Raw genomic sequence first — 20,090 nt, 5'->3', positions numbered from 1 at the left:
GTTAAGCCTTGGAGCTTCCCGTCTTTTTGTTGTTGTCAACGATCCGGAACAAATGGCTGCCCCAACGAAGCCGGCGTGTTCATCATCGTCAGCCGCTTGTTGCGCGAGATTAGAACGAGAACCACAACGGTTGCCAGATAGGGCAGCGAAGAAAGAAACTGCGAAGGCACCGGAATGCCAAAAGCCTGTGCATGAAGCTGGCCGATCCACACCGCGCCGAAGATGTAAGCGCCGGCCAGGACCCGCCACGGGCGCCAGGAAGCGAACACCACCAGCGCCAGCGCGATCCAGCCGCGGCCAGCGCTCATATTCTCGACCCATTGCGGCGTGTAGACCAGCGACAGGTGGCCGCCGGCAAGACCGGCGCAGGCGCCGCCGAAGATCACGGCGAGATAGCGGTAGCGGATGACCTTGATGCCGAGCGCATGCGCCGAGGTATGGCTGTCGCCGATCGAGCGCAGCGTCAGGCCCGTGCGCGTCTTGAACAGGAACCACATCACCGCCGCGGTCAGGGCGATCGAGATGTAGAAGACCGGGTCCTGGCCGAAGACCAGCTTGCCGACCCCCGGGATCGAGCTGATCCCCGGGATGTCCAAATTGGGCAATCTCACGCCCGGCTGACCGACGAAGCTGGTGCCGATCATGCCCGAGAGACCGAGGCCGAGCAGCGTCAGCGATAGGCCGGTCGCCACCTGGTTGGTCGCCAGCGACAGCGTCATGACGGCGAACAGCAGCGAAAACAGCGCGCCGACGATGATAGCCGCGAGCAGGCCGATCCACGGCGACCCGGTGAGATAGCCGGCGCCGAAGCCGCCCACGGCGCCCATGATCATCATGCCCTCGACGCCGAGATTGAGCACGCCCGAGCGCTCGACCACCAACTCGCCGATCGCCGCGATCAGAAGCGGCGTCGCCGCGGTCGCGATGGTCAAAAGGATGTTGACGGTGATGTCCATCAGCGGGCCTCCTCGAGCTTGGGCGCCGCTTCGAGCTGCGCCGCGCCCTTCGACTTCGTCAGCGCCATGCCGATCAGGCGGATGCGGTAATGGATGAGCGTGTCGCAGCCGAGCACGAAGAACAGAAGCATGCCCTGGAAGACGCGCGCCACCTTGTCGGAGATGCCAAGCGCGCTCTGCACCGCCTCGCCGCCGAGATAGGTCAGCGCCAGCACCAGGCCCGCGGCCACGATGCCCAGCGGATTGAGGCGCCCAAGGAAGGCGACGATGATGGCGGTGAAGCCGTAGCCGGGCGAGATCACCGGCTGCAACTGGCCGATGGCGCCGGAGACCTCGGAGATGCCGGCCAGGCCGGCCAGCGCCCCGGACAGAAGGAAGGCGAAGAACACCATCCGGTTGAAGCCGAAACCGGCGAAGCGTCCTGCCCTTGGGCTTGAACCCAGCACGCGGACCTCGAACCCTTTCAGCATGCGGCTCATCATCAGCCAGATCGCTACCGCGGCGACCAGCGCGAAGACGAAACCCCAATTGGCGCGGCCGGCATCCGGCATCAACTCAGGCAGTACGGCGGAATCGCCGAACTGGATTGTTTGCGGGAAGCCGTGGCCTTGCGGATCGCGCCATGGGCCGCGCACCAGCCAGTCGAGGAAAAGCTGCGCGACATAGACCAGCATCAGGCTGGTGAGGATCTCATTGGTGCTGAAGCGCGTCTTCAGAAGCGCCGGGATCGATGCGTAGAAGGCACCGCCGACCATGCCCAGCAAAAGCATCAGCGGGATCACCAGCGGGCCTTCGAACTGCGGGAACAGCACCGGGATGATCGAGCCGAAGATCGCGCCGAAAATGAACTGGCCTTCGGCGCCGATGTTCCAGATGTTGGCCTTGTAGCAGACCGACAGGCCGACCGCGATCAGGATCAGCGGCGCTGCCTTGATCGCCAGCTCATGCAACTGCCAGACCTGGCTGACCGGCTCGACGAAATAGATCTCGAAGGCGTTGAGCGGATTGACGCCGAGCAGCGCAAACATGATGGCGCCGGCAATGATCGTCAGCGCGAAGGCGATGAAGGGCGACAGCATCGAGAACAGCGCCGAGCGCTGCGGGCGTTTGACGAGTTCGATGCGCATCATGCCACCTCCATCCTGTGTTCGGCGTGGCCGGGCTCGGCACCGCCCATCAACAGGCCGATCCTCTCGAAAGTCGCCTCGGCAATCGGCAGCGGCGTCGACAATTCGCCGTTGTGCATGACGGCGATCGCGTCCGACAGCTCGAACAATTCGTCGAGGTCCTGGCTGATGACCAAGACAGCGGAGCCGCTGCGGGCAAGCTCGATCAGGGCCTGGCGGATGTGAGCGGCAGCACCGGCGTCGACGCCCCAGGTCGGCTGGTTGACGATCATGACGCTCGGCTTGCGGTCGAGTTCGCGGCCAACGATGAATTTCTGCAGATTGCCGCCCGACAATGCGGCGGCCTCCGGATCGGGCGCGCTCTTGCGCACGTCCATGGCTTTAATGATGCGCTGGGCAGCGCTGTAAACCGCGCCGTTCTTCACCGTGCCGCCCGAACCGACGAAAGCCTTGCCGTCAGTGGCGTGACGAGACAGAAGCAGGTTCTCCGAAAGCTTCATGCGGGGTGCTGCGCCATGGCCGAGCCGCTCCTCCGGCACGAAGGCGGCCCCCATCAGCCGCCGGCCGGTGATCGAAAGGCCGCCGGCGTCCTTGCCGCGAATGCGCACGGAACCGGTATCCTGCTGCAGCACTTCGCCGGAGACGGATTCGAAGAACTCGCCCTGGCCGTTGCCGGCCACACCCGCGATGCCGATCACTTCGCCGGCACGTACGGTGAGGTTGATGTTCCTCAGTGGGATGGCGAACGGCGTCGCCGGCTTGCGGCTGAGGCTGCGGATTTCCAGCAGCGCCGGCGCCGTTTCGATGCCTTCCGCCGGCGCACGCACCACCGCCTTCACCTCGCTTCCGACCATCATGCGGGCAAGCGATGCGGCCGTCTCCTCACGTGGATTGCAGTGGCCGACGACCTTGCCGTGGCGAAGCACCGTGGCGCGGTCGCAGATGCGTTTGACCTCTTCCAGCCGGTGCGAGATGTAGAGGATCGATTTGCCTTCGGCGCGCAGGCGCTCCAGCGTCTCGAACAGCTTGTCGGCCTCCTGCGGCGTCAGCACCGAGGTGGGCTCGTCGAGGATGATGAGCTGCGGCGTCTGCAGGAGGCAGCGGATGATCTCGATGCGCTGGCGTTCGCCGACCGAAAGATCTCCGACCAGCGAATCCGGATCGAGCGGCAGGCCGTAGCTGTAGGACAATGCCCTCGCCTTCGCGGCGATGCTGCTGATCGGCGAACCATCATTGAGCGAAAGCGCGATGTTCTCGGCCGCTGTCAGCGCTTCGAACAGCGAGAAATGCTGAAACACCATGCCGATGCCGAGCTTCTTGGCCACGCCCGGGCTGGTGATCTTGACCGGCTTGCCATCCCAGAAGATCTCGCCCGAGTTCGGCTCGAGCGATCCGAACAGCATCTTGACCAGCGTCGACTTGCCGGCACCGTTCTCGCCGAGCAGCGCGTGGATCTCGCCTTTTGCGATATTGAGATCGATGTGATCGCACGCCGTCAGCGTGCCGAATATCTTGGTTAGGCCGCGAACCTCGAGCAGGTTCGCCCTGTCATGATTTGCACTCACAGTGCCTCCCATCCGGTTTCCCAGACATGTTCTGTGTTCCCGAAAGCATGGTATGCGCGGCCGGCTCCAGTCGGAAAGCAGCACCCGACTTGAAAGAGCTTCAAGAATTTCAGCGGAAACTCAAGGGCTAAGATAGATCTCTCGAGAACATCGGCAAAATCCGCATCCCTTTTCAGGCAAGCCGTGCCTTCGGGCTCGGCAAGCCGCTGAAAAACAAGACAGCCCGATAGCACCGTGCCGAAGGGTGTAAAGCGGTTTTCCGTCCGGAATTGCGATAGAGCGGTACGCCGCTTCCGTGAAGCGCTTTAGGGAATGAGGACGGTCGTTCCCGTCGTCTTGCGGGCCTCGAGATCCGCTTGCGCCTTTGCAGCATCCTTCAGCGCATAGCGCTGGTTGATCTTGATCTCGACGGCGCCGCTCTTGACCACGTCGAAAAGCGCTTCGGCCGACTTCACCAGATCCTCGCGCCTGGCATTGTAGACGAAGAGCGTCGGCCGCGTCGCATAGAGCGAGCCTTTCTGCGCCAGCAGCGATATCGAGAAAGGCGGGATCGGCCCCGACGACTGGCCGAAGCTGACGAACATGCCGAGCGGCCGCAGGCAGTCGAGCGATGCCGGAAAAGTGTCGGCGCCGACGGAATCGTAGACGACGTCGCATTTCTTCCCGCCCGTCAGCGCCGCGACGCCGGCGACGAAATCCTGCTCTTTGTAGTTGATGACGTGATCGAAGCCGTGCGCCCGCGCAAGCTCGATCTTGTCGGCGGAACTCGCGGTGCCGATCACGGTCGCGCCGAGATGCTTTGCCCATTGCCCGAGGATCAGCCCGACGCCGCCGGCGGCTGCGTGGTAGAGGATCGTGTCGCCGGCCTTGACGGGAAAGGTGCGGCGCAAGAGGTATTCGGCCGTCATGCCCTTCAGCATCATCGCCGCCGCTTGCTCGTCGCCGATACCGTCCGGCACTTTGACCACACGGTCGGCCGCGATCACCCGTTGCTCAGCGTAAGCCCCGACATTGACGGCATAGGCGATGCGGTCGCCGGGCTTCAGCCATTCGACGCCGGGGCCGAGCGCCAGCACGACGCCCGCTGCCTCGCCGCCTGGGATCAGCGGAAAACCGCCAAGTGGCGGATAAAGCCCGGAGCGATAGTAGACGTCGATGAAGTTGAGGCCGATTGCCGTGTGCCGGACCAGGATCTGGCCGTCTCCCGGCTGGCCGGGGTCGGCGTCTTCATAGGCCAGGACTTCGGGACCGCCATGGGCGTGGATGCGGATTGCCTTGAACATCGCTCAGCTCTCTGAAGGGTAAGTGCACAAATCTGGAAACATGATTGCGAAAGGGAGAACCGATTTTCGGAAAATCATGCGCCGATATACAGCTAGGGCCAGGATGACCATTCAGCCAAAAATATCCTGATCCAGGATCAGGACTTCTTGGCGCCCAGATTGGGAAACATCTGCATGATGCCTCCAATGCAGGCGAGATAGAGGCCGGTGATCGTGATGCCGATCTTGGTGAAGTTGCTGACCTGCTCTCCCAGCACGCCAATCTTGTCATAGAAGGCGGCAAGTGCTGCCTGCGCCAGCGCCAGCGCGCCGAAGGCGCACCACAAAAGCGTCATAAAGAGATTGACCGGTCTCAGCCGCACGACACGCACCGGATGGATGAAGTTGATCGGCATGAAGGTCAAAATGCCGGCAACCACCACCACCGCGAAAGACACCCATTGCCCAGGCTCGATGACGAAGAGCGTGAACACCACCATGTTCCAGACGACGGGAAACCCTTTGAAGAAGTTCTCCTTCGTCTTCATGCCGGTGTCGGCATAGTAGATCGCGCTGGAGACGACGATGATGGCCGCCGACAGGAAGGACAGATTCTCGCCCATGAAGCCGCGCTGATAGAGCGCGAAGGCCGGAATGAGCACGTAGGTGACGTAGTCGATAATGTTGTCGAGGAGCTCTCCCGACCATGTCGGCAGGATTTCCTTGACCTCGAGCTTCCTGGCGATCGGGCCGTCGATACCATCGACGAAAAGCGCCAGCCCCAGCCACCAGAACATCGCCGTCCAGCGTTGCTCGCTCGCCGCGACCAGCGACAGGAAGGCAAGGAACGATCCCGACGCGGTGAGCAGATGCACGGAGAACGCGCGCGCCTGCGGCCACGTCACCTTCTTCTTCGGCAATGGGATCCGTTGCGCGATCTTCTTTGCTGCCTTGCCGGCCCTTGTGTTCTTGCTCACGGTCCCCGCCAGTCCAGCTTGCAGATTTCGGCCGAGCGGCCGGCGAAATTCCAGTTGCGGCCGAAGGCGCGCATCTTGCTCTTGTCGGACTTCGCCACGATGATTTCCGGCGCGATCCAATATTCCGAATTGGCGATCACCGTATCTTTCTCACGGTCCTTGCCAGGAATGGGCGTCACTGCGCCGTCAATAACCTTGGGAATCTGGAAGACGCGCGTCTTGTCGTGCGTCTCGTAGGTGATCGGCACCTGCTCGACGCCGAGGAATTTCCCGACGAGGATCGACAACAGCGAGGTGGTGCCGCCGGCCTTGCCGGTGAAAATCTTGGTTAGCGCCTTCGCCGCATAGATCGACGCGCGCTTGTCGATGAACAGGCCGGCCATCCAGTTGCCGCGGCTCATATAGCCGGGAATTTCCATGATCAGGCCGAGATTGAGGCCCGACAAGTCGACCTCGCCAAAATGGCCCGCATCGATGCGGAAGCCTGCCCATGTCTGGCAATAGCCCTCGGTTGGCGGATGGCTGCCAAGCGACAGCACGCAGGGACAGAAAACCGTGCAATTGCAGGAGAGTACCAGCTCCCCTTTCATTGCCCAGCTTTTGTCGGTCATCGAATTCTCCCTCACGCCGAAACTAATAGCAGGGCAGCCGCCCACACAAGCAGTATCGCACCGGCAACACGGCTGGCCACCCTGCCTGCGGTCTGTTTTTCGATCAGCGTGAACAGGCCGATCAGCGCCATCCAGAAGACGTTCATCGCCCCGACGGCAAACATCACCAGCATCAGCGCCCAGCAGCAACCGAGGCACCAGACGCCCTGTTCCAAGCCGAGCCGGAAGATGCGGCCTGGTTTCGCGCTCCACCTGGCGAACAGGATCGAGAACGGATTGCGGCACTTTTCCAGGCATGCCTGTTTCAGGCCGCTGAATTGATAGAGGCCGGCGACAAGCAGCGCGATAGCGCCGGCAAGCCCGACGGCGGGGTCGAGCATCCGGCCGGAACCGGCAAAGGCGTACACCGCGAGCGTCAGCACGCTGAAACCCACGGATGCGCCGAGCCATGTGGCGAGGTATCCGGCGACAAGCACCAGCGGATGAACGACCGGCTCTCCCTTGATCTTCGCAGTATCGGCGATTTCGCAATAGGTGCGGATCAGCGGCGCCGCCGAAGGCAGCATCGTCGCCACGGCCATCAGGAACCACATCAGCACAAGCGCCGGCGCTTGCAGGCCGGCCATGCCGGCAAGCGGCGCCGGCGCGAGGCAAAGAGCGAAGAACCGGTCGAGAAAATCCGGCAACGGCAGGCCCGGCAGATTTTTCAGCAGCATATCGCCGGGGGCGCCGACGGGGTTGCCTTCAGCGCCGCGTATCGCCATTGCGCCGAGAAGCAACCACGCAAGGGCGATGCCGATACCGATCGTGAGCATGACTGCGAGGCGCGGGCTGCGCGCCACGCCAGCCGTGGCGCGGCCGGCGCGGTCGAGATGGCTGAAATCATGCTGCTCGCCGCTCATGGCAATCGAATGGGCTGAATCGCCGCGTTGATCAAGCCGGCCAATCTGCCCTATATCCGGACAAAGGCCCGACGGGTCGCCTCGCATTGTGGAAGCCTGGCGTGGAGCACAACGACAAAGCCCGCATCCTGGTTGCCGGCAGCGGTCCGGCCGGCTTGATCGCCGCGCTCGGCTTCGCCGAGGCCGGCTTCGAAGTGACGCTGGTCGGCCCTGAGGCCAACACCGCCGACGGCCGCACCACCGCCCTCATGAACCCCGCCCTGAAAGTCCTTGAACGACTGGGCATCCTTGGCGAACTGAGGCCGCAGGCCGCGGCGCTCAAGGTGATGCGCATCGTCGATGCCACAAGGCGGCTGATCCGAAGCCCAACCGTGACCTTTCGCGCCAGCGAGATCGGCGAGGAACAGTTCGGGCTCAATTTACCCAACAAGGCTCTCATCCCCATCCTTGCGAGGGCGGTTTCAGCTCATGGTCGTATTCATTGGCTGAAATCCACCGTCGAGTCCTGGAACCTGGACGCCGATCGGGCCCATGCCCGGCTGGCCGACGGCAGCGAACTCTCAGCATCGCTTGCTGTCGCCGCCGACGGACGCCTGTCGCTGGCGCGGGAAGCCGCCGGCATTCGCGCCTTTGCGCGTCCCTATCCGCAGTCGGCGCTTGTGCTCAATTTCGGCCACCGCAGCGAGCACGGCTTCGTTTCAACCGAGTTCCATACCGAGACAGGGCCGTTCACGCAGGTGCCGCTGCCCGGCAGGCGCTCGAGCCTTGTGTGGGTGGTGAGGCCGGAGACCGCGCGGGAGCTTGCCGCGCTCGACGATGCAACCTTGTCGGGGCGTATCGAGGAGCAGATGCAATCGATGCTTGGCCGGGTCTCTGTCGAGCCGGGCCGCCAGATCTATCCTTTGTCGGCCGCCTCGCCCGGTCGCTTCGCGCAAAACCGCGTAGCCCTGGTCGGCGAGGCAGCGCATGTGTTTCCGCCGATCGGCGCGCAAGGCCTCAACCTCGGCATCAGGGACATCGACGATCTGATTGGAATCGCGAGTGAAAACAGCAATGATCCAGGATCGCGCCGAAGCCTTGCCGCCTATGACACGAGGCGCCGGCCTGACATTTGGGCGCGCAGCGGCGCCGTGAACCTGCTCAACATGTCGCTCTTGTCCGACATGCTGCCGGCGCAGCTGGCGCGCAGCGCCGGCCTTAGTGCGCTTGGCGGCTTCGCGCCGCTGCGCGCCTTCTTCATGCGCGAGGGGCTGCGGCCGGGCAGCGGCTTTCGCGCCATTGCCGGCGGCCTAAGAAAAGAGGTCAGCCGGTAGTATTCGAAGGCCGATGATGCCGGAACTTTTTCGCTCAGGCGGGAAAACTCCCGCGCGGGCTAACCCGTTGCTTCAGCCAACATCAAGCAGTTGGCTATTGAACTGCGGCCGCGTCTGCGCCAAATAGGCACCAGCCGAAAGTCGGGGTCGATTTTTGGCCGGGTGATGTGTAAATTCAAGGCCTTAGGCGCCTTGCGCGCAGCCACGACAGGCGCCTCGGACCCTAAGTGGTGAATGTGATGAAAACGGCCAAATTCTCGATCGGGCAAGTGGTTCGCCACAGGCTGTTTCCATTCCGCGGCGTGATCTTCGACGTCGATCCCGAATTCGCCAATACAGAGGAATGGTACGAGGCTATTCCGGCTGACGTGCGTCCGCGCAAGGACCAGCCTTTCTACCATCTTCTGGCGGAAAATTCAGAGACTGAGTACATCGCCTATGTGTCCGAGCAGAACCTGCTCGAGGACCGGTCGGGCGAGCCGGTGCGGCATCCGCAGATCGGCGAGATGTTCGACAAGCTGCCGGACGGCCGCTACGAGCCGAAGCGCCAGTCGAAGCACTGAAACGCTAACGAACGTCGCCTAGGGCGCGCGGCGCGGGGCAATAAAAAAAGCGGAGCATTTGCTCCGCTTTTTGTTTCCGAGAAACGCGCTTGCGCGATCAGTTTGCGGTCTTGGCCTTGTCCTGCTCGTCCTTGAGCTTCTTGGCGAAGTCCTGATTGTTCTTGGCGACGAAGTCCTGCAGCTTTTTCTGCCGGTCCTCGATGTCCGACTGCTGCAGCGGCGGGCCGTCATAGGCGCCGCTGAAGCCGGTGAGCGCGATCTTGATCGGGTTCGGCTGGTTCTGGAAGTTGATCGAGGTGAGCGTGATGCCCTGCCCCTTCTTGAAGGAAGCGACGAGCTGGTCGCTCAGCGGCACTTCCGCCACGCAACGATCCGGGAAGCAGATCACATAGTCCAGCTTCTGCGCCTTGCCGGCATCGATCTGCAGCGCAATTCCGGGAGGCACGAGGCGGCCGGTCGGCACCGTGACCTGGAAGACCTTGCGGTTCACCTTGCCCTTGAGCTCGATCAGGCTGACGCCGGTGACGAGCTGCCCGTTGCCGGCCGTGACGATGTTCTGCACATTGCAAATGTCAACGTCTTCCTGCTTGGTGCAGGCCTTGAACCAGCCCTGCGGGATCTGCGGCTGCTGTTGGGCCGAGGCGGTGAAAAGCCCGGCGCCCAGAACGCCGACCACGCCTGCGGCCAGCACCGAAAGGCGGTACGCGTTGATCGTCATATGGTGCACTTTCCTCTCAAATGATCCCGGGAACCGGCTTCTTCGTGCCGTGTGGTCCAGCTACCTGTTGCCCAAATGAGGCAACAGGATGACTTCGGAGCGCGTGTTACACTGCCAGCGATGTTGAATCCAGCCCGGTTTCCGCGATTTCTTCGCGGTTCGATGTCCAGGGCAAGCGTCGATCGGCGCTGGAGCGGCGGAACCCGATTCCCATTGGCGCGCCGATTCAATCGGATAGCGAAATGCTCTAGGGTGCATGGCGAATCACAAAGCCGTCCGGCAAGGAGACGGTCATGGACCGCGTTCTCGTCCGGCTGATCGCCGCGACCTCGTTTCTGGCTCTTTCGCTCCTTCCTGCACAGTCGGAGCCGAAGCACGGCTTAGCCATGCAAGGCGAGCCGGCGCTGCCGCCCGACTACCAGCATTTCGACTACGTCAATCCGGACGCGCCGAAAGGCGGCAGCGTCACCTATTGCGTCGTCGGCTCCTTCGACAACCTCAATCCCTTTATCCTGAAAAGCCTGCGCACCACGGCGCGCGGGATGATCGATACGGTTTACGGCAATCTCGTCTTCGAGCCGCTGATGCAGCGCAACTATGACGAGCCCTTCAGCCTCTACGGGCTGCTTGCCGACAGCGCCGACATGGACCCGGAGCGAAACAGCATCGAGTTCCATCTGAACCCCAATGCAAAATGGTCGGACGGCCAGCCGGTGACGCCGGAGGACGTGCTGTTCACCTACGACGTCTTCGCCGCGAAGGGCCGCCCGCCCTACAGCGACCGAATGAGCATGATCGCCAAGCTGGAGAAGACCGGCGAGCACAGCGTGAAGTTCACCTTCAACGACAAGGCCAATCGCGAATTCCCGCTGATCGTCGCGCTGACGCCGATCGTCCCCAAGCACGCCTTCGACAAGGACACGTTCGACAAGACCACGCTGAAGCCGCTGATCGGCAGCGGCCCCTACACCGTGGACAAGGTGTTGCCGGGGCAGCGTATCGTCTTCAAGCGGAACCCGGATTACTGGGGCAAAGACATTCCGTCGAAGCGCGGCTTCGACAATTTCGATCAGGTCACGATCGAGTATTTTCTCAACGCCAACGCCAAGACGGAAGCATTCAAGAAAGGAATTTGCGCTCTCGATGACGAGACCGATCCGGTCAAGCGTGAGCGCGACATCGACTTTCCAGCCTTCCGAAAGGGGGATGTGAGGGAAGAATACTTCAACACCGGCATTCCCCCGGTTGTGACCGGCTTTCTGTTCAACACCCGGCTGCCCAAATTCGCCGATCCCGTCGTCCGCCGCGCGCTCGGCATGCTCTACGATTTCGAATGGACGAACAAGAATCTGTTCGGCGGCAAGTTCAACCGGACCATGAGCTATTGGCAGAATTCCGAGCTTTCGGCGCTCGGCCACCCCGCGGGCGATCGCGAAAAGGCGCTGCTTGCGCCCTACCCCGGCCGCGTGCCGCCCGACGTGATGGACGGCACTTGGCGCCCACCCGTGACGGATGGTTCAGGCCAGGACCGCAAGGTGCTCAAAGCCGCCTTCGACTTGTTGAAGAGCGCCGGCTTCCACGTCCAGGACGGCAAGATGCTCGATCCGCAGGGAAACCGGTTCGGCTTCGAGATCCTGACCTCGTCGCAAGACGAGGAGCGGCTGGCGGCCGTCTATCAGCGCACACTGGAAAAGATCGGTATCGGCGTCGGCATCCGCACCCTCGACGGCGACCAGATCCAGTCGCGCAAGCAGCGTTTCGACTTCGAGGTTCTGATCGGGACGAGCGGCTTCAGCAATTCGCTGTCGCCCGGCAGCGAGCAGGTCGGCCGCTGGGGATCGGTCGCCGCGAAAACGGAAGGATCGTTCAACCTCGCCGGCGTCGCCGATCCGGCGATCGACGCCGCGATCGACGCGATGCTGAACGCCCGCACCAAGGAAGACTATGTCGCCGCGGTGCGCGTGCTCGACCGGCTGCTGATCTCAGGCAGCTACATGGTGCCGATGCAGTACAACACGCAGCAATGGGTCGCTTACTGGAGCTATCTGGAACATCCGCAAAAGACCCCCATATTCGGCTACCAGCTGCCGACCTGGTGGCGAAAGCCCAACTGAGGCAGGCCCGACCGGCAGAGACCAAACAGGAGACGAGCATGAGCGCCAAGAACACCATCACCGTCGATGTTGTGTCCGATGTCGTCTGCCCCTGGTGCTTCATCGGCCAGAAGCGGCTGGACAAGGCCATCGCTTCTGCAAGCGACATCGACGTGCGCGTGCGCTGGCGGCCATTCCAGCTCGATCCGACCATCCCGCCCGCCGGCATGGACCGCCGCCAATATATGCTCGGCAAGTTCGGCAGCGAGGAGCGCATCCATCAGATCCACGCGCGCATCGAGCCGCTCGGCGAAGCCGAGGGCATCAGCTTTGCCTTTGGCGCCATCAAGGTCGCGCCGAACACCCTCGACGCGCACCGCGTCATCCGCTGGGCGGGCGCAGCCGGCGAAGACGTGCAGAATCGGCTGGTGCGCCGCCTCTTCCAGCTGAATTTCGAGGAAGGCGTGAACATCGGCGACCATGCCGTGTTGGTTACGGCCGCCGGCGAGGCCGGCATGGATGCGTCGGTGGTCGAGACGCTGCTGCCGACCGACGCCGACGTTGAGGCCGTCCGCAACGAGATCGCCACCGCTTCGCGCATGGGCATCACCGGCGTGCCCTGCTTCCTGCTCGAAGGCAAATACGCCGTGATGGGCGCGCAGGATGCCGACACGCTTGCCGACGCCATCCGCCAAGTGGCCCAGGCCAAGGCGCGCGGCGAGCTCGAAACCGCGAACTGAATGTTCAGTCAGTGCGATCCGTAGCCGCCGAACTGACCGCCCCGCGCTTTCCTGAAAATTGTCCTCCTGTTTCGCGGTCGCCTTGGCTTTGCTCAGGAAGAAGCTGTTGCCGTAGCCAAGCTTGGTCAGCTCGCCGCAACAGCCCTGATCGCCGGGAGGGCCATGTCCGTTTCGGCAGCGGCGAGATCGCCATCGACAGATACGACACTGCCGACAAGACCATTTCCGGCCATTTTCAGCGCCTCCGGAAAAGACGAATCAGGTAAACCCTGAGTAGCTCACGGGCGGCAAATTTTCGGTCATTCCGGTCACCGCCAGTAGTCATCGCGGCCTGCGGACACCTCTTTTTCATTCACAAACCCGTGTTTTCCACTTCCCTTAGGGAAGGTTGCCGCCGGCTGGCAAAAACAGCTCTAGCAAACTGAAATACAAGATGAAATCGCCGCGAGTAGCGATCGCCCGGCGCAGCCTTTCTGTTGCCCTGATGCCACGGCGAGTAACCGTGTTCACATTCGTTGGCAGAAAATTAATGGAAAATGATCAATTGGTGTTACCCTGTGTAACAAAACTAAGAAAGGTTTGGGCGGGATCGTGACTGGGGTCGGTAGACCGCAACGAACAGTACCGGAGCAAACATCCAACGAGGCGAAGACCTCGTCGCTGACGCCGGTATCGTCGATGCGCACATTCTGGGGGCTGATGCGAGCCTACTGGTTCTCCGACCGGTGGAAGGAAGCCTGGACCCTCACATTCGTCATCGCGCTGCTGACGGCGTTGTCCAGCAAGGCTGGCGTCTGGTTCGCCTTGGCACTGGGCGAGTTGGGCAATTCGATCGCCTTCCTCCACGACGCGGCCAACACCCACCCGTTGCAGACCATTCTGACCAATGCCGGAATATTGGTGCTGCTGGTCGTGCTGAAGGATGCCGGCTTCACCGGCGTGCGCAATCTCGTTTCAACGACCTTGCACCGCAAATGGCGGGGCTGGCTGAACAGCCAGTTCAACCAGGCGCTGCTCGACGGCAACCATACCCATTTTCATGCGCAGCACGGCTCGGCGGCCGGCGGCATCGTCGCTCCGGACAACATCGACCAGCGCATCCAGGAATCCATCAAGGACATGACCGGCGGCGCCATCGGGCTTGCCATGGGCGTGCTGGGTGTCGCGACTTCGCTCTATTTCATCGGCGAAAACCTGATCGGGTCCTCGGTCGAGGTCAAGGGCCTGGAATTCCTCGGCGGCTACGGCACCGCGGTGCTGGCTTTCCTCGCCGTCGCCATCTACGTGCCGCTGAACACCTGGATCGCCGTCAAGCTCGGGCGGCTGCTCGAGCGGCTCAACGTGCGCATGCAGCAGGCCGAGGGCAGCTACCGCAGCGAACTGACGACATTCCTGCGCCGCAGCTTCCACGTCGCCGCCTCGCATGGCGAGGGCGTGCAAAAGTCGATGCATGACAGGCTCTATGTCGACATCGACAAGACGTGGGGGCGGCTCAATATCGTCAACACCAGCTACACGTCGTTCGAGCTGATCTACAATTTCGTCGGCGCCCGTATCGTTGCCTACGCCCCGGGCCTCGTGTCGTTCATCCACAACCGTCTCGACTACAAAGGCTACATCACCGGCTCCGAAATGGTCGCCCAGTTGATCAGCCAGTGCTCGTGGTTCATCCATGTGATGCCGGCGATCGCGACGCTCAGGGCCAACAGCCAGCGCGTCACCGAGCTCGCCGACGCCATCGAGAACGTTCAGCACCCGCGCGAATTCTATCAGCAGACCGGCCGCTCCGACTTCGGCTACGCCACCCAGAACCCGGTGTTCGGCCTGACCATCCAGAAGCTCGAGCTGGCGCATCAGGGCGAGGACGCGACGCCTTTCCTCAGCGCCGCCAATCTGCGCTTCCGCCGCGGCGAATGGACCTTCCTCAAGGGCGAATCCGGCTGCGGCAAGACTTCGCTGATCAAGGCTATCAACGGCCTGTGGCCATATGGCCGCGGCACCATCGTCTTCCCGGAGGGCGTGACGAGCTTCTACGCCGCTCAGGAGGTCAAGCTGCAGCAGGTCTCGCTGAAGCAGCTCGTCTGCCTGCCGGGTTCAGAGAGCGATCACAGCGACACGCAGGTTGCCGCGGCCCTGCACAAGGCCGGCCTCGGCGACTTCATCGGGCAGCTGGCCGACGAGAGCCGCGAGGGCAAGATCTGGGACCAGGTGCTTTCGGGCGGCCAGAAGCAGAAGCTGGTGGTCGCGCGAATCATCCTGCAGCAGCCGGGACTTCTGTTCCTCGACGAAGCGACCGGCGCGCTCGATCCCGAAGGGAAGATCGCCTTCCACCAGGCGATCAAGGACAATTGCCCGAACGTCACCGTCATCAGCGTCATGCACGAGGCGGTGGCGCCGCGCTCGCTGTCCGGTGAGGAGTTCTACCACAGTGTGGTTTCGATCGCCGACGGCGTGGCCACCAAGAAGCCGCTTGCGCCCAGCTTGCCGCGCGAGCTCACGACCATTCTCGCCCAGCCCCGGCCAGTCGAGGACAAGTGGCTGCGCTTCCGCCGGCTGAAGCAGAAATAGAAGTCATACCAAGCATTTGACCGGCGACGGTGGCCCGGCTCGGGCTGCCTTCGATCACAGTCTCGCGATCCGGCGTCCCCGCATCGATTTTCAGAGCCCTTCGCGATTGACTCGACAAAAACCGCTCCTATGTTGCGCCCGCTCGCCAAATTCAAACTCGAACCCCGCGAGCAGAAAGGTCAACCCGCCATGCCTGGCGACAGTCACAGTCGAACGCAACCGCCGTCCGCCCTGACGTGACCGGACGGCTCACGTCCTGCCGGACGGCAAGGAGTGAGCCATGAACGAATTCGCCCCCGTATTGGACGACGAAGCAATCGCCGTCGCCCGTGTTCTTGCCAACGATCACGTCGCCGACGTCGTTGAAGCCCTCAACCATGAATCCCGCGAGACGGCGATCGAGCTGCTCTGCGCCGTGCCGTTCGAGCGGCTGGTTGAGATTTTCGACCAGCCTGAGCTCGAAGCAGCGCCCGAGCTTGCCGAGGCCCTGCCGCGCCTGAAGGCGAGCAAGCTCCTGACTGCCATGTCGGTCGACCGCGCCGCCGACATCCTGCGCGAGCTGGACGAGCCGGCCCGCTCGGAGCTGCTCGGCGCCTTGGCGCCGCCGCTGCGCGCGACGCTGCTGTCCATTCTGGGATATCCGGAAGGCAGCGCCGCCTCGATCATGACGACGGAATTCGTCAGCGTGCCTTCCGACTGGACCGTTGGGCGCACGCTCGACTACATCCGCAAGGTCGAGCGCAGCCGCGAAACCATCTACGCCATCTACATCGTCGATCCGGAGACGCATCTTTTACTGCGGGCGACCGGATTGCGCCGGCTGATCACCGGCAATCCGGAGGATTCGATCCTGTCGGTGGCGCCCGATCGCATGCCGGTGACGGTGACGCCGCTCACCGATCGCGAGACCCTGGCGCAGACAATCTCCAAATACGACCTGCTCGCCTTGCCGGTCGTCGATCACGGCAAGCTCCTCGGCATCGTCACCATCGACGACATCATCGACACAATGATCGAGGAGACGACCGAGGATGTGCACCGTTTCGGCGGCATGGAGGCGCTGGACGAGCCCTATATGAAGATGAGCTTCCTCGCGATGATCCAGAAGCGCGCCGGCTGGCTTTGCGCGCTGTTCCTCAGCGAGATGCTGACGGCCAACGCCATGCAGAGCTACGAAGGCGAGCTGGAGAAGGCGATCGTGCTGACGCTGTTCATCCCGCTGATCATGAGCTCCGGCGGCAACTCCGGCTCGCAGGCGACCTCGCTCGTCATCCGCGCGCTGGCGCTGCGCGAGATCGGGCTGCGCGACTGGTGGCGGGTGGCCTTGCGCGAGCTGCCGACCGGCCTTGTGCTCGGCTCGATCCTCGGCATCGTCGGCATCTGCCGCATCGCGCTCTGGCAGTATTTCGGCTTCTACGACTACGGCCCGCACTGGATGCTGATCGCGGCGACGGTAGGAGCGGCGCTCGTCGGCATCGTCACCTTCGGCTCGCTGTCGGGATCGATGCTGCCCTTCGCGCTGAAGCGCATCGGCTTCGACCCGGCGAGCGCTTCGGCGCCGTTCGTCGCCACGCTGGTCGATGTCACCGGGCTGGTCATCTACTTCTCGGTGGCGCTGATGATCCTGCGCGGCACGCTTCTGTAGAAGCATCTTGACGGCCACCGGCATCGCCGGCGGCCGTCGCATCCCACGATCCGGTCAGACCCGTTCGCCGTTCTTCACGCGATAGGTCGGCTTGTACATCGTCACCAGCTCCTCGGCCGCGGTCGGATGCACGGCCATGGTGCGGTCGAAGTCCTCCTTGGTCAGACCAGCCTTCAGCGGAATGCCGAGAAGCTGCGCCATCTCGCCGGCATCGGGGCCCAGAATATGGGCGCCGATCACCTTCCTGGATGCGCCGTCGACCACCAGCTTGATCAGCATCTTCTCGTCGCGGCCGGACAGCGTGTGGCGCATCGGACGGAAGGATGCGCGGTAGATCTCGACATCCGCATAACGCTCGATTGCGTCGTCTTCCGACAGGCCGACAGTGCCGATCTCCGGCTGCGAGAATACAGCCGTCGGAATGGTGTCGTGGTCCGGCGCTGTCGGGTTGTCCTTGAAGGCCGTCTCGACGAAGCACATCGCCTCGTGGATCGCCACCGGCGTGAGTTGCACGCGATGCGTGACGTCGCCGATCGCCCAGATGTTATCGACATTGGTGCGCGAATATTTGTCCACGACGATCGCGCCCGTCTTGCTGAGTTCGACGCCGACGCCTTCCAGGCCCATATTCTCGGTGTTGGGGAGACGTCCGATCGCCAGCATCACCTGGTCGACCGTCAGTGTCTCGCCAGTGGTGAGCTGCGCGTCCAGCCTACCCTCCGGTGTCTTGCGCACCGATTCCGAAACCGCGTGGCAAAGAATCCTGATGCCTTTCCTCTCCATTGTCTCGTGCAGCGAGCGGCGCAGATCCATGTCGAAGCGGCTCAGAATCTCCTGGCCGCGATAGACCAGCGTGGTGTCGACGCCCAGGCCGTGGAAGATGTTGGCGAATTCGACGGCGATGTAGCCGCCGCCCTCGATCATGATCGCCTTCGGCAGCTCCTTGAGATCGAAGGCCTCGTTGGAGAAGATGCAATATTCATGGCCTGGCAGCGCCGGATGCGGCGCCGGACGCCCGCCGGTGGCGATCAGGATCTGGTCGGCGCTGACCGTGCGGTCCTCGGCAACCAGATAGATGCTGTGCGTGTCGACGAGCACTGCGCGTGAATGAAAGGTCTCGCCGCCGGGGCCTTCGACATTCTTCTTGTAGATCGCTTCGAGCCGCGCGATCTCCTTGTCCTTGTTGGCGACCAGCGTCGACCAGTCGAAGCTCGCCTCGCGCACCGTCCAGCCATAGCCGGCGGCGTCGGCGAAATGCTCGGGAAATTGCGAAGCATAGACGTAGAGCTTTTTCGGCACGCAGCCGCGAATGACGCAGGTGCCGCCGAAGCGGTATTCCTCAGCGATGGCCACGCGCTTGCCGAGAGCCGCCGCCACCCGGGCCGCCCTTACCCCGCCGGAGCCGCCGCCGATGACGAACAGATCATAGTCATAAGCGGCCATCGCTTGGGCTCCTGCGAATGAGAAAGACGGGGCTCAGAGGTAGGCTGCCAAGCGGCAAAAGAAAAGCCCGGGCAAACCCGGGCTTTGTGGTCCAGCCGCTGTCGGCGGATTGACAGCGATCAGTTCTGTGAATCGTCAGCCGGAGCCGAATTGTCCGCCGGAGCGGAACCATCGGCGGGTGCGGTGGCGGCCGGCGCCGGCGCTGCCGGCGCCTTGGCCTTGGCGGCGGCCGCAAGCGTCTCGCCGACCTGCTGGGCGAGATCGCGGGCAACGCCATTTTGCCAGATATCGGCAGCCTTGACGAGGTCGCGCGTCACCGCGGGGCCGCTATCCAGCAGCTTCTTGCCGGCCTCGGAGCTGTAGAAGGCGGCGATATCGTTGAGGTCCTTCTCGGAGAACACCTTGGCATAGGCCATGGCCGCCTCCTTTTCCAGGTCGGCGCGCCGCGAGGCCATGCCAAGCGCCTTCTCGGTCACGGTCTTGCCGATCAGTTCCTGCATGTCGGGGTTTTTCTGGATGAGCTGCGACTCCAGCGCGCCGGCCGCCTGCGGCAGGATGTTGTCGAACGAGTCCGTGGCATGGATCGCCGCGACAGCCGCGCGCGCGGCCTTCAGATGCGATTCGCTGATGTCCTGAGCAAACACCGGTGACGACAGCGCAAGGACGGCCGAGGCCGCCAGAAGCGTCGAAAAGCGGCGAACTCGTTTAGGCAAAATCATAGTCGGTAGAACTCCCTGGTTTCAGGCTGCATGGACGGTTTCGATACCGTCGCCGCCGGCGATGATGGCCGTTGACGCCAGCCCGATAAATAGACCGTGCTCGACAACGCCTGGAATGGCGAAGAGAGCATTCGACAGCGCTCTTGTATCCGGAATGCGGCCAAAAGATGCATCGAGGATAAAGTGGCCGCCGTCTGTAACAAATGGCTGGCTTCCCGTCATCCTCAATGTAACCGGGCCGGAAAGGCCTAGCCCTGCCGCGGCGGCGCGTACCGCGATCTCGGTGGCGCGCAGGCCGAATTTGTTGACCTCGATCGGCAGCGGGAACCGGCCGAGGGTTTCGACCATCTTGGATTTGTCGGCAATCACGATCATGCGCTCGGACGCCGCCGCGACGATCTTCTCGCGCAGCAGCGCGCCGCCGCCGCCCTTGATCAGGGTCAGCTCCGGGTCGACCTCGTCGGCGCCGTCGATGGTGAGGTCGAGCTCGGGTGTTTCGTCCAGTGTAGACAGCGGCACGCCGAGCTCGCGGCAGAGTGCTGCGGTGCGGTCGGAAGTCGGCACGCCAATGACCTTGAGGCCGGTCGCAACCTTCTCGGCCAGCAGCCGCACGAATTCTTCCGCCGTGGTGCCGGTGCCGATGCCAAGCCGCATGCCGCTGCCGACATGGGCGAGCGCTGCCCGCGCGGCCTCGACCTTCAACTGCCTTGCATCCATGGGGAGCCCCGATTTCGCCGGTTTCGCGCGCCTCCTAGCATTTTTGCCTGTCCCGTCAAAGGCTCGCCCTCAAAGGCTCTGTGGACCGATCGAGGCTTCTTGCTTGAACTTGGGCCAGCCTGTATCGGCTGCGGCAACGCAATTGCCGCAGGACCCACCCATGACCCCCCC

The 20,090-nt window shown here is 63.0% G+C and carries 17 protein-coding genes; 6 read left to right on the top strand and 11 right to left on the bottom strand.

Translation table 11 applies throughout. The features are described from left to right. Positions 1-35 precede the first annotated feature (35 nt). The 7 genes from LB520_RS20670 to LB520_RS20640 form a co-directional block, all read right to left on the bottom strand. Positions 36-956 (bottom strand): ABC transporter permease, encoded by a 921-nt coding sequence (locus tag LB520_RS20670; protein ID WP_224638874.1) that lies wholly within the window; start codon positions 954-956, stop codon positions 36-38. Continuing rightward, the gene (locus tag LB520_RS20665) at positions 956-2,086 is read right to left on the bottom strand and encodes an ABC transporter permease (protein WP_224638872.1); all 1,131 of its coding nucleotides are present in this window, start codon (positions 2,084-2,086) and stop codon (positions 956-958) included. Before LB520_RS20665 ends, LB520_RS20670 begins: the two co-directional genes overlap by 1 nt. Then, a complete protein-coding gene (locus LB520_RS20660) occupies positions 2,083-3,660 on the bottom strand; it encodes an ABC transporter ATP-binding protein (protein ID WP_224638870.1) in 1,578 nt (525 codons plus the stop codon). Before LB520_RS20660 ends, LB520_RS20665 begins: the two co-directional genes overlap by 4 nt. 293 nt (positions 3,661-3,953) lie before the next feature. Continuing rightward, entirely contained in the window at positions 3,954-4,931 is a 978-nt protein-coding gene (locus LB520_RS20655) for a quinone oxidoreductase family protein (RefSeq protein WP_224638868.1), read from the bottom strand. Between the two features lie 137 nt (positions 4,932-5,068). Then, positions 5,069-5,887, bottom strand: coding sequence for a phosphatidylcholine synthase (pcsA, locus tag LB520_RS20650; RefSeq protein ID WP_181174816.1), 819 nt, complete (start codon positions 5,885-5,887; stop codon positions 5,069-5,071). Continuing rightward, a complete protein-coding gene (locus LB520_RS20645) occupies positions 5,884-6,498 on the bottom strand; it encodes a DUF1326 domain-containing protein (protein WP_224638866.1) in 615 nt (204 codons plus the stop codon). The genes pcsA and LB520_RS20645 overlap by 4 nt, the downstream gene beginning before the upstream one ends. Positions 6,499-6,509: 11 nt before the next feature. Continuing rightward, entirely contained in the window at positions 6,510-7,400 is an 891-nt protein-coding gene (locus LB520_RS20640; protein ID WP_224607785.1) for a DUF2182 domain-containing protein, read from the bottom strand. A 101-nt stretch (positions 7,401-7,501) separates the two neighbouring features. On the opposite strand from LB520_RS20640, the gene LB520_RS20635 reads away from it, so the two are divergent. Next, the gene (locus tag LB520_RS20635) at positions 7,502-8,713 is read left to right on the top strand and encodes a UbiH/UbiF family hydroxylase (RefSeq protein WP_224638863.1); all 1,212 of its coding nucleotides are present in this window, start codon (positions 7,502-7,504) and stop codon (positions 8,711-8,713) included. 239 nt (positions 8,714-8,952) lie between these two features. Continuing rightward, positions 8,953-9,276 (top strand): heat shock protein HspQ, encoded by a 324-nt coding sequence (gene hspQ, locus LB520_RS20630; protein ID WP_040983419.1) that lies wholly within the window; start codon positions 8,953-8,955, stop codon positions 9,274-9,276. 97 nt (positions 9,277-9,373) lie between these two features. Here the strand turns inward: hspQ and LB520_RS20625 are convergent, their stop codons facing one another. Further along, entirely contained in the window at positions 9,374-9,994 is a 621-nt protein-coding gene (locus LB520_RS20625) for an invasion associated locus B family protein (protein ID WP_095765425.1), read from the bottom strand. A gap of 293 nt (positions 9,995-10,287) precedes the next feature. On the opposite strand from LB520_RS20625, the gene LB520_RS20620 reads away from it, so the two are divergent. From LB520_RS20620 to mgtE, 4 genes are all read left to right on the top strand, one after another. Continuing rightward, positions 10,288-12,108: an extracellular solute-binding protein gene (locus LB520_RS20620; protein ID WP_224638862.1), complete on the top strand. Its 1,821-nt coding sequence runs from the start codon at positions 10,288-10,290 to the stop codon at positions 12,106-12,108. A 38-nt stretch (positions 12,109-12,146) separates the two neighbouring features. Then, positions 12,147-12,827, top strand: coding sequence for a DsbA family oxidoreductase (locus tag LB520_RS20615; protein WP_140843327.1), 681 nt, complete (start codon positions 12,147-12,149; stop codon positions 12,825-12,827). 678 nt (positions 12,828-13,505) lie between these two features. After that, entirely contained in the window at positions 13,506-15,395 is a 1,890-nt protein-coding gene (locus LB520_RS20610) for an ABC transporter ATP-binding protein/permease (RefSeq protein WP_224547646.1), read from the top strand. A gap of 280 nt (positions 15,396-15,675) precedes the next feature. After that, entirely contained in the window at positions 15,676-17,040 is a 1,365-nt protein-coding gene (mgtE, locus tag LB520_RS20605; protein WP_224530242.1) for a magnesium transporter, read from the top strand. A 54-nt stretch (positions 17,041-17,094) separates the two neighbouring features. Here the strand turns inward: mgtE and gor are convergent, their stop codons facing one another. The 3 genes from gor to rpiA all read right to left on the bottom strand — a co-directional run bounded on the left by gor (position 17,095) and on the right by rpiA (position 19,919). Further along, positions 17,095-18,483, bottom strand: a complete 1,389-nt coding sequence (gene gor / locus LB520_RS20600) for a glutathione-disulfide reductase (RefSeq protein WP_224638860.1) — start codon at positions 18,481-18,483, stop codon at positions 17,095-17,097. Between the two features lie 119 nt (positions 18,484-18,602). Further along, on the bottom strand, positions 18,603-19,202 hold the full coding sequence (locus LB520_RS20595) for a DUF2059 domain-containing protein (RefSeq protein ID WP_095765420.1): 600 nt from the start codon (positions 19,200-19,202) through the stop codon (positions 18,603-18,605). Between the two features lie 21 nt (positions 19,203-19,223). Then, positions 19,224-19,919, bottom strand: coding sequence for a ribose-5-phosphate isomerase RpiA (gene rpiA / locus LB520_RS20590; protein WP_224638852.1), 696 nt, complete (start codon positions 19,917-19,919; stop codon positions 19,224-19,226). Between the last annotated feature and the right edge of the window lie 171 nt (positions 19,920-20,090).

Origin of the sequence: Mesorhizobium sp. CA12 (assembly GCF_020165255.1) — a bacterium.
Taxonomy (GTDB): domain Bacteria; phylum Pseudomonadota; class Alphaproteobacteria; order Rhizobiales; family Rhizobiaceae; genus Mesorhizobium.
Note: the sequence above shows the minus strand (reverse complement) of the source record. Positions and strands in the feature narration are given on the sequence as shown.

What these genes read in the sequence shown, in the direction of transcription:
- LB520_RS20625 (WP_095765425.1), bottom strand. Translation starts at nt 9,994, where the DNA reads ATGACGATCAACGCGTACCGCCTTTCGGTGCTGGCCGCAGGCGTGGTC.
- rpiA (WP_224638852.1), bottom strand. Translation starts at nt 19,919, where the DNA reads ATGGATGCAAGGCAGTTGAAGGTCGAGGCCGCGCGGGCAGCGCTCGCC.
- LB520_RS20655 (WP_224638868.1), bottom strand. Translation starts at nt 4,931, where the DNA reads ATGTTCAAGGCAATCCGCATCCACGCCCATGGCGGTCCCGAAGTCCTG.
- LB520_RS20620 (WP_224638862.1), top strand. Translation starts at nt 10,288, where the DNA reads ATGGACCGCGTTCTCGTCCGGCTGATCGCCGCGACCTCGTTTCTGGCT.
- LB520_RS20610 (WP_224547646.1), top strand. Translation starts at nt 13,506, where the DNA reads ATGCGCACATTCTGGGGGCTGATGCGAGCCTACTGGTTCTCCGACCGG.
- LB520_RS20660 (WP_224638870.1), bottom strand. Translation starts at nt 3,660, where the DNA reads ATGGGAGGCACTGTGAGTGCAAATCATGACAGGGCGAACCTGCTCGAG.
- hspQ (WP_040983419.1), top strand. Translation starts at nt 8,953, where the DNA reads ATGAAAACGGCCAAATTCTCGATCGGGCAAGTGGTTCGCCACAGGCTG.
- mgtE (WP_224530242.1), top strand. Translation starts at nt 15,676, where the DNA reads ATGAACGAATTCGCCCCCGTATTGGACGACGAAGCAATCGCCGTCGCC.
- LB520_RS20665 (WP_224638872.1), bottom strand. Translation starts at nt 2,086, where the DNA reads ATGATGCGCATCGAACTCGTCAAACGCCCGCAGCGCTCGGCGCTGTTC.
- gor (WP_224638860.1), bottom strand. Translation starts at nt 18,483, where the DNA reads ATGGCCGCTTATGACTATGATCTGTTCGTCATCGGCGGCGGCTCCGGC.
- LB520_RS20595 (WP_095765420.1), bottom strand. Translation starts at nt 19,202, where the DNA reads ATGATTTTGCCTAAACGAGTTCGCCGCTTTTCGACGCTTCTGGCGGCC.
- LB520_RS20615 (WP_140843327.1), top strand. Translation starts at nt 12,147, where the DNA reads ATGAGCGCCAAGAACACCATCACCGTCGATGTTGTGTCCGATGTCGTC.
- LB520_RS20670 (WP_224638874.1), bottom strand. Translation starts at nt 956, where the DNA reads ATGGACATCACCGTCAACATCCTTTTGACCATCGCGACCGCGGCGACG.
- LB520_RS20640 (WP_224607785.1), bottom strand. Translation starts at nt 7,400, where the DNA reads ATGAGCGGCGAGCAGCATGATTTCAGCCATCTCGACCGCGCCGGCCGC.
- LB520_RS20645 (WP_224638866.1), bottom strand. Translation starts at nt 6,498, where the DNA reads ATGACCGACAAAAGCTGGGCAATGAAAGGGGAGCTGGTACTCTCCTGC.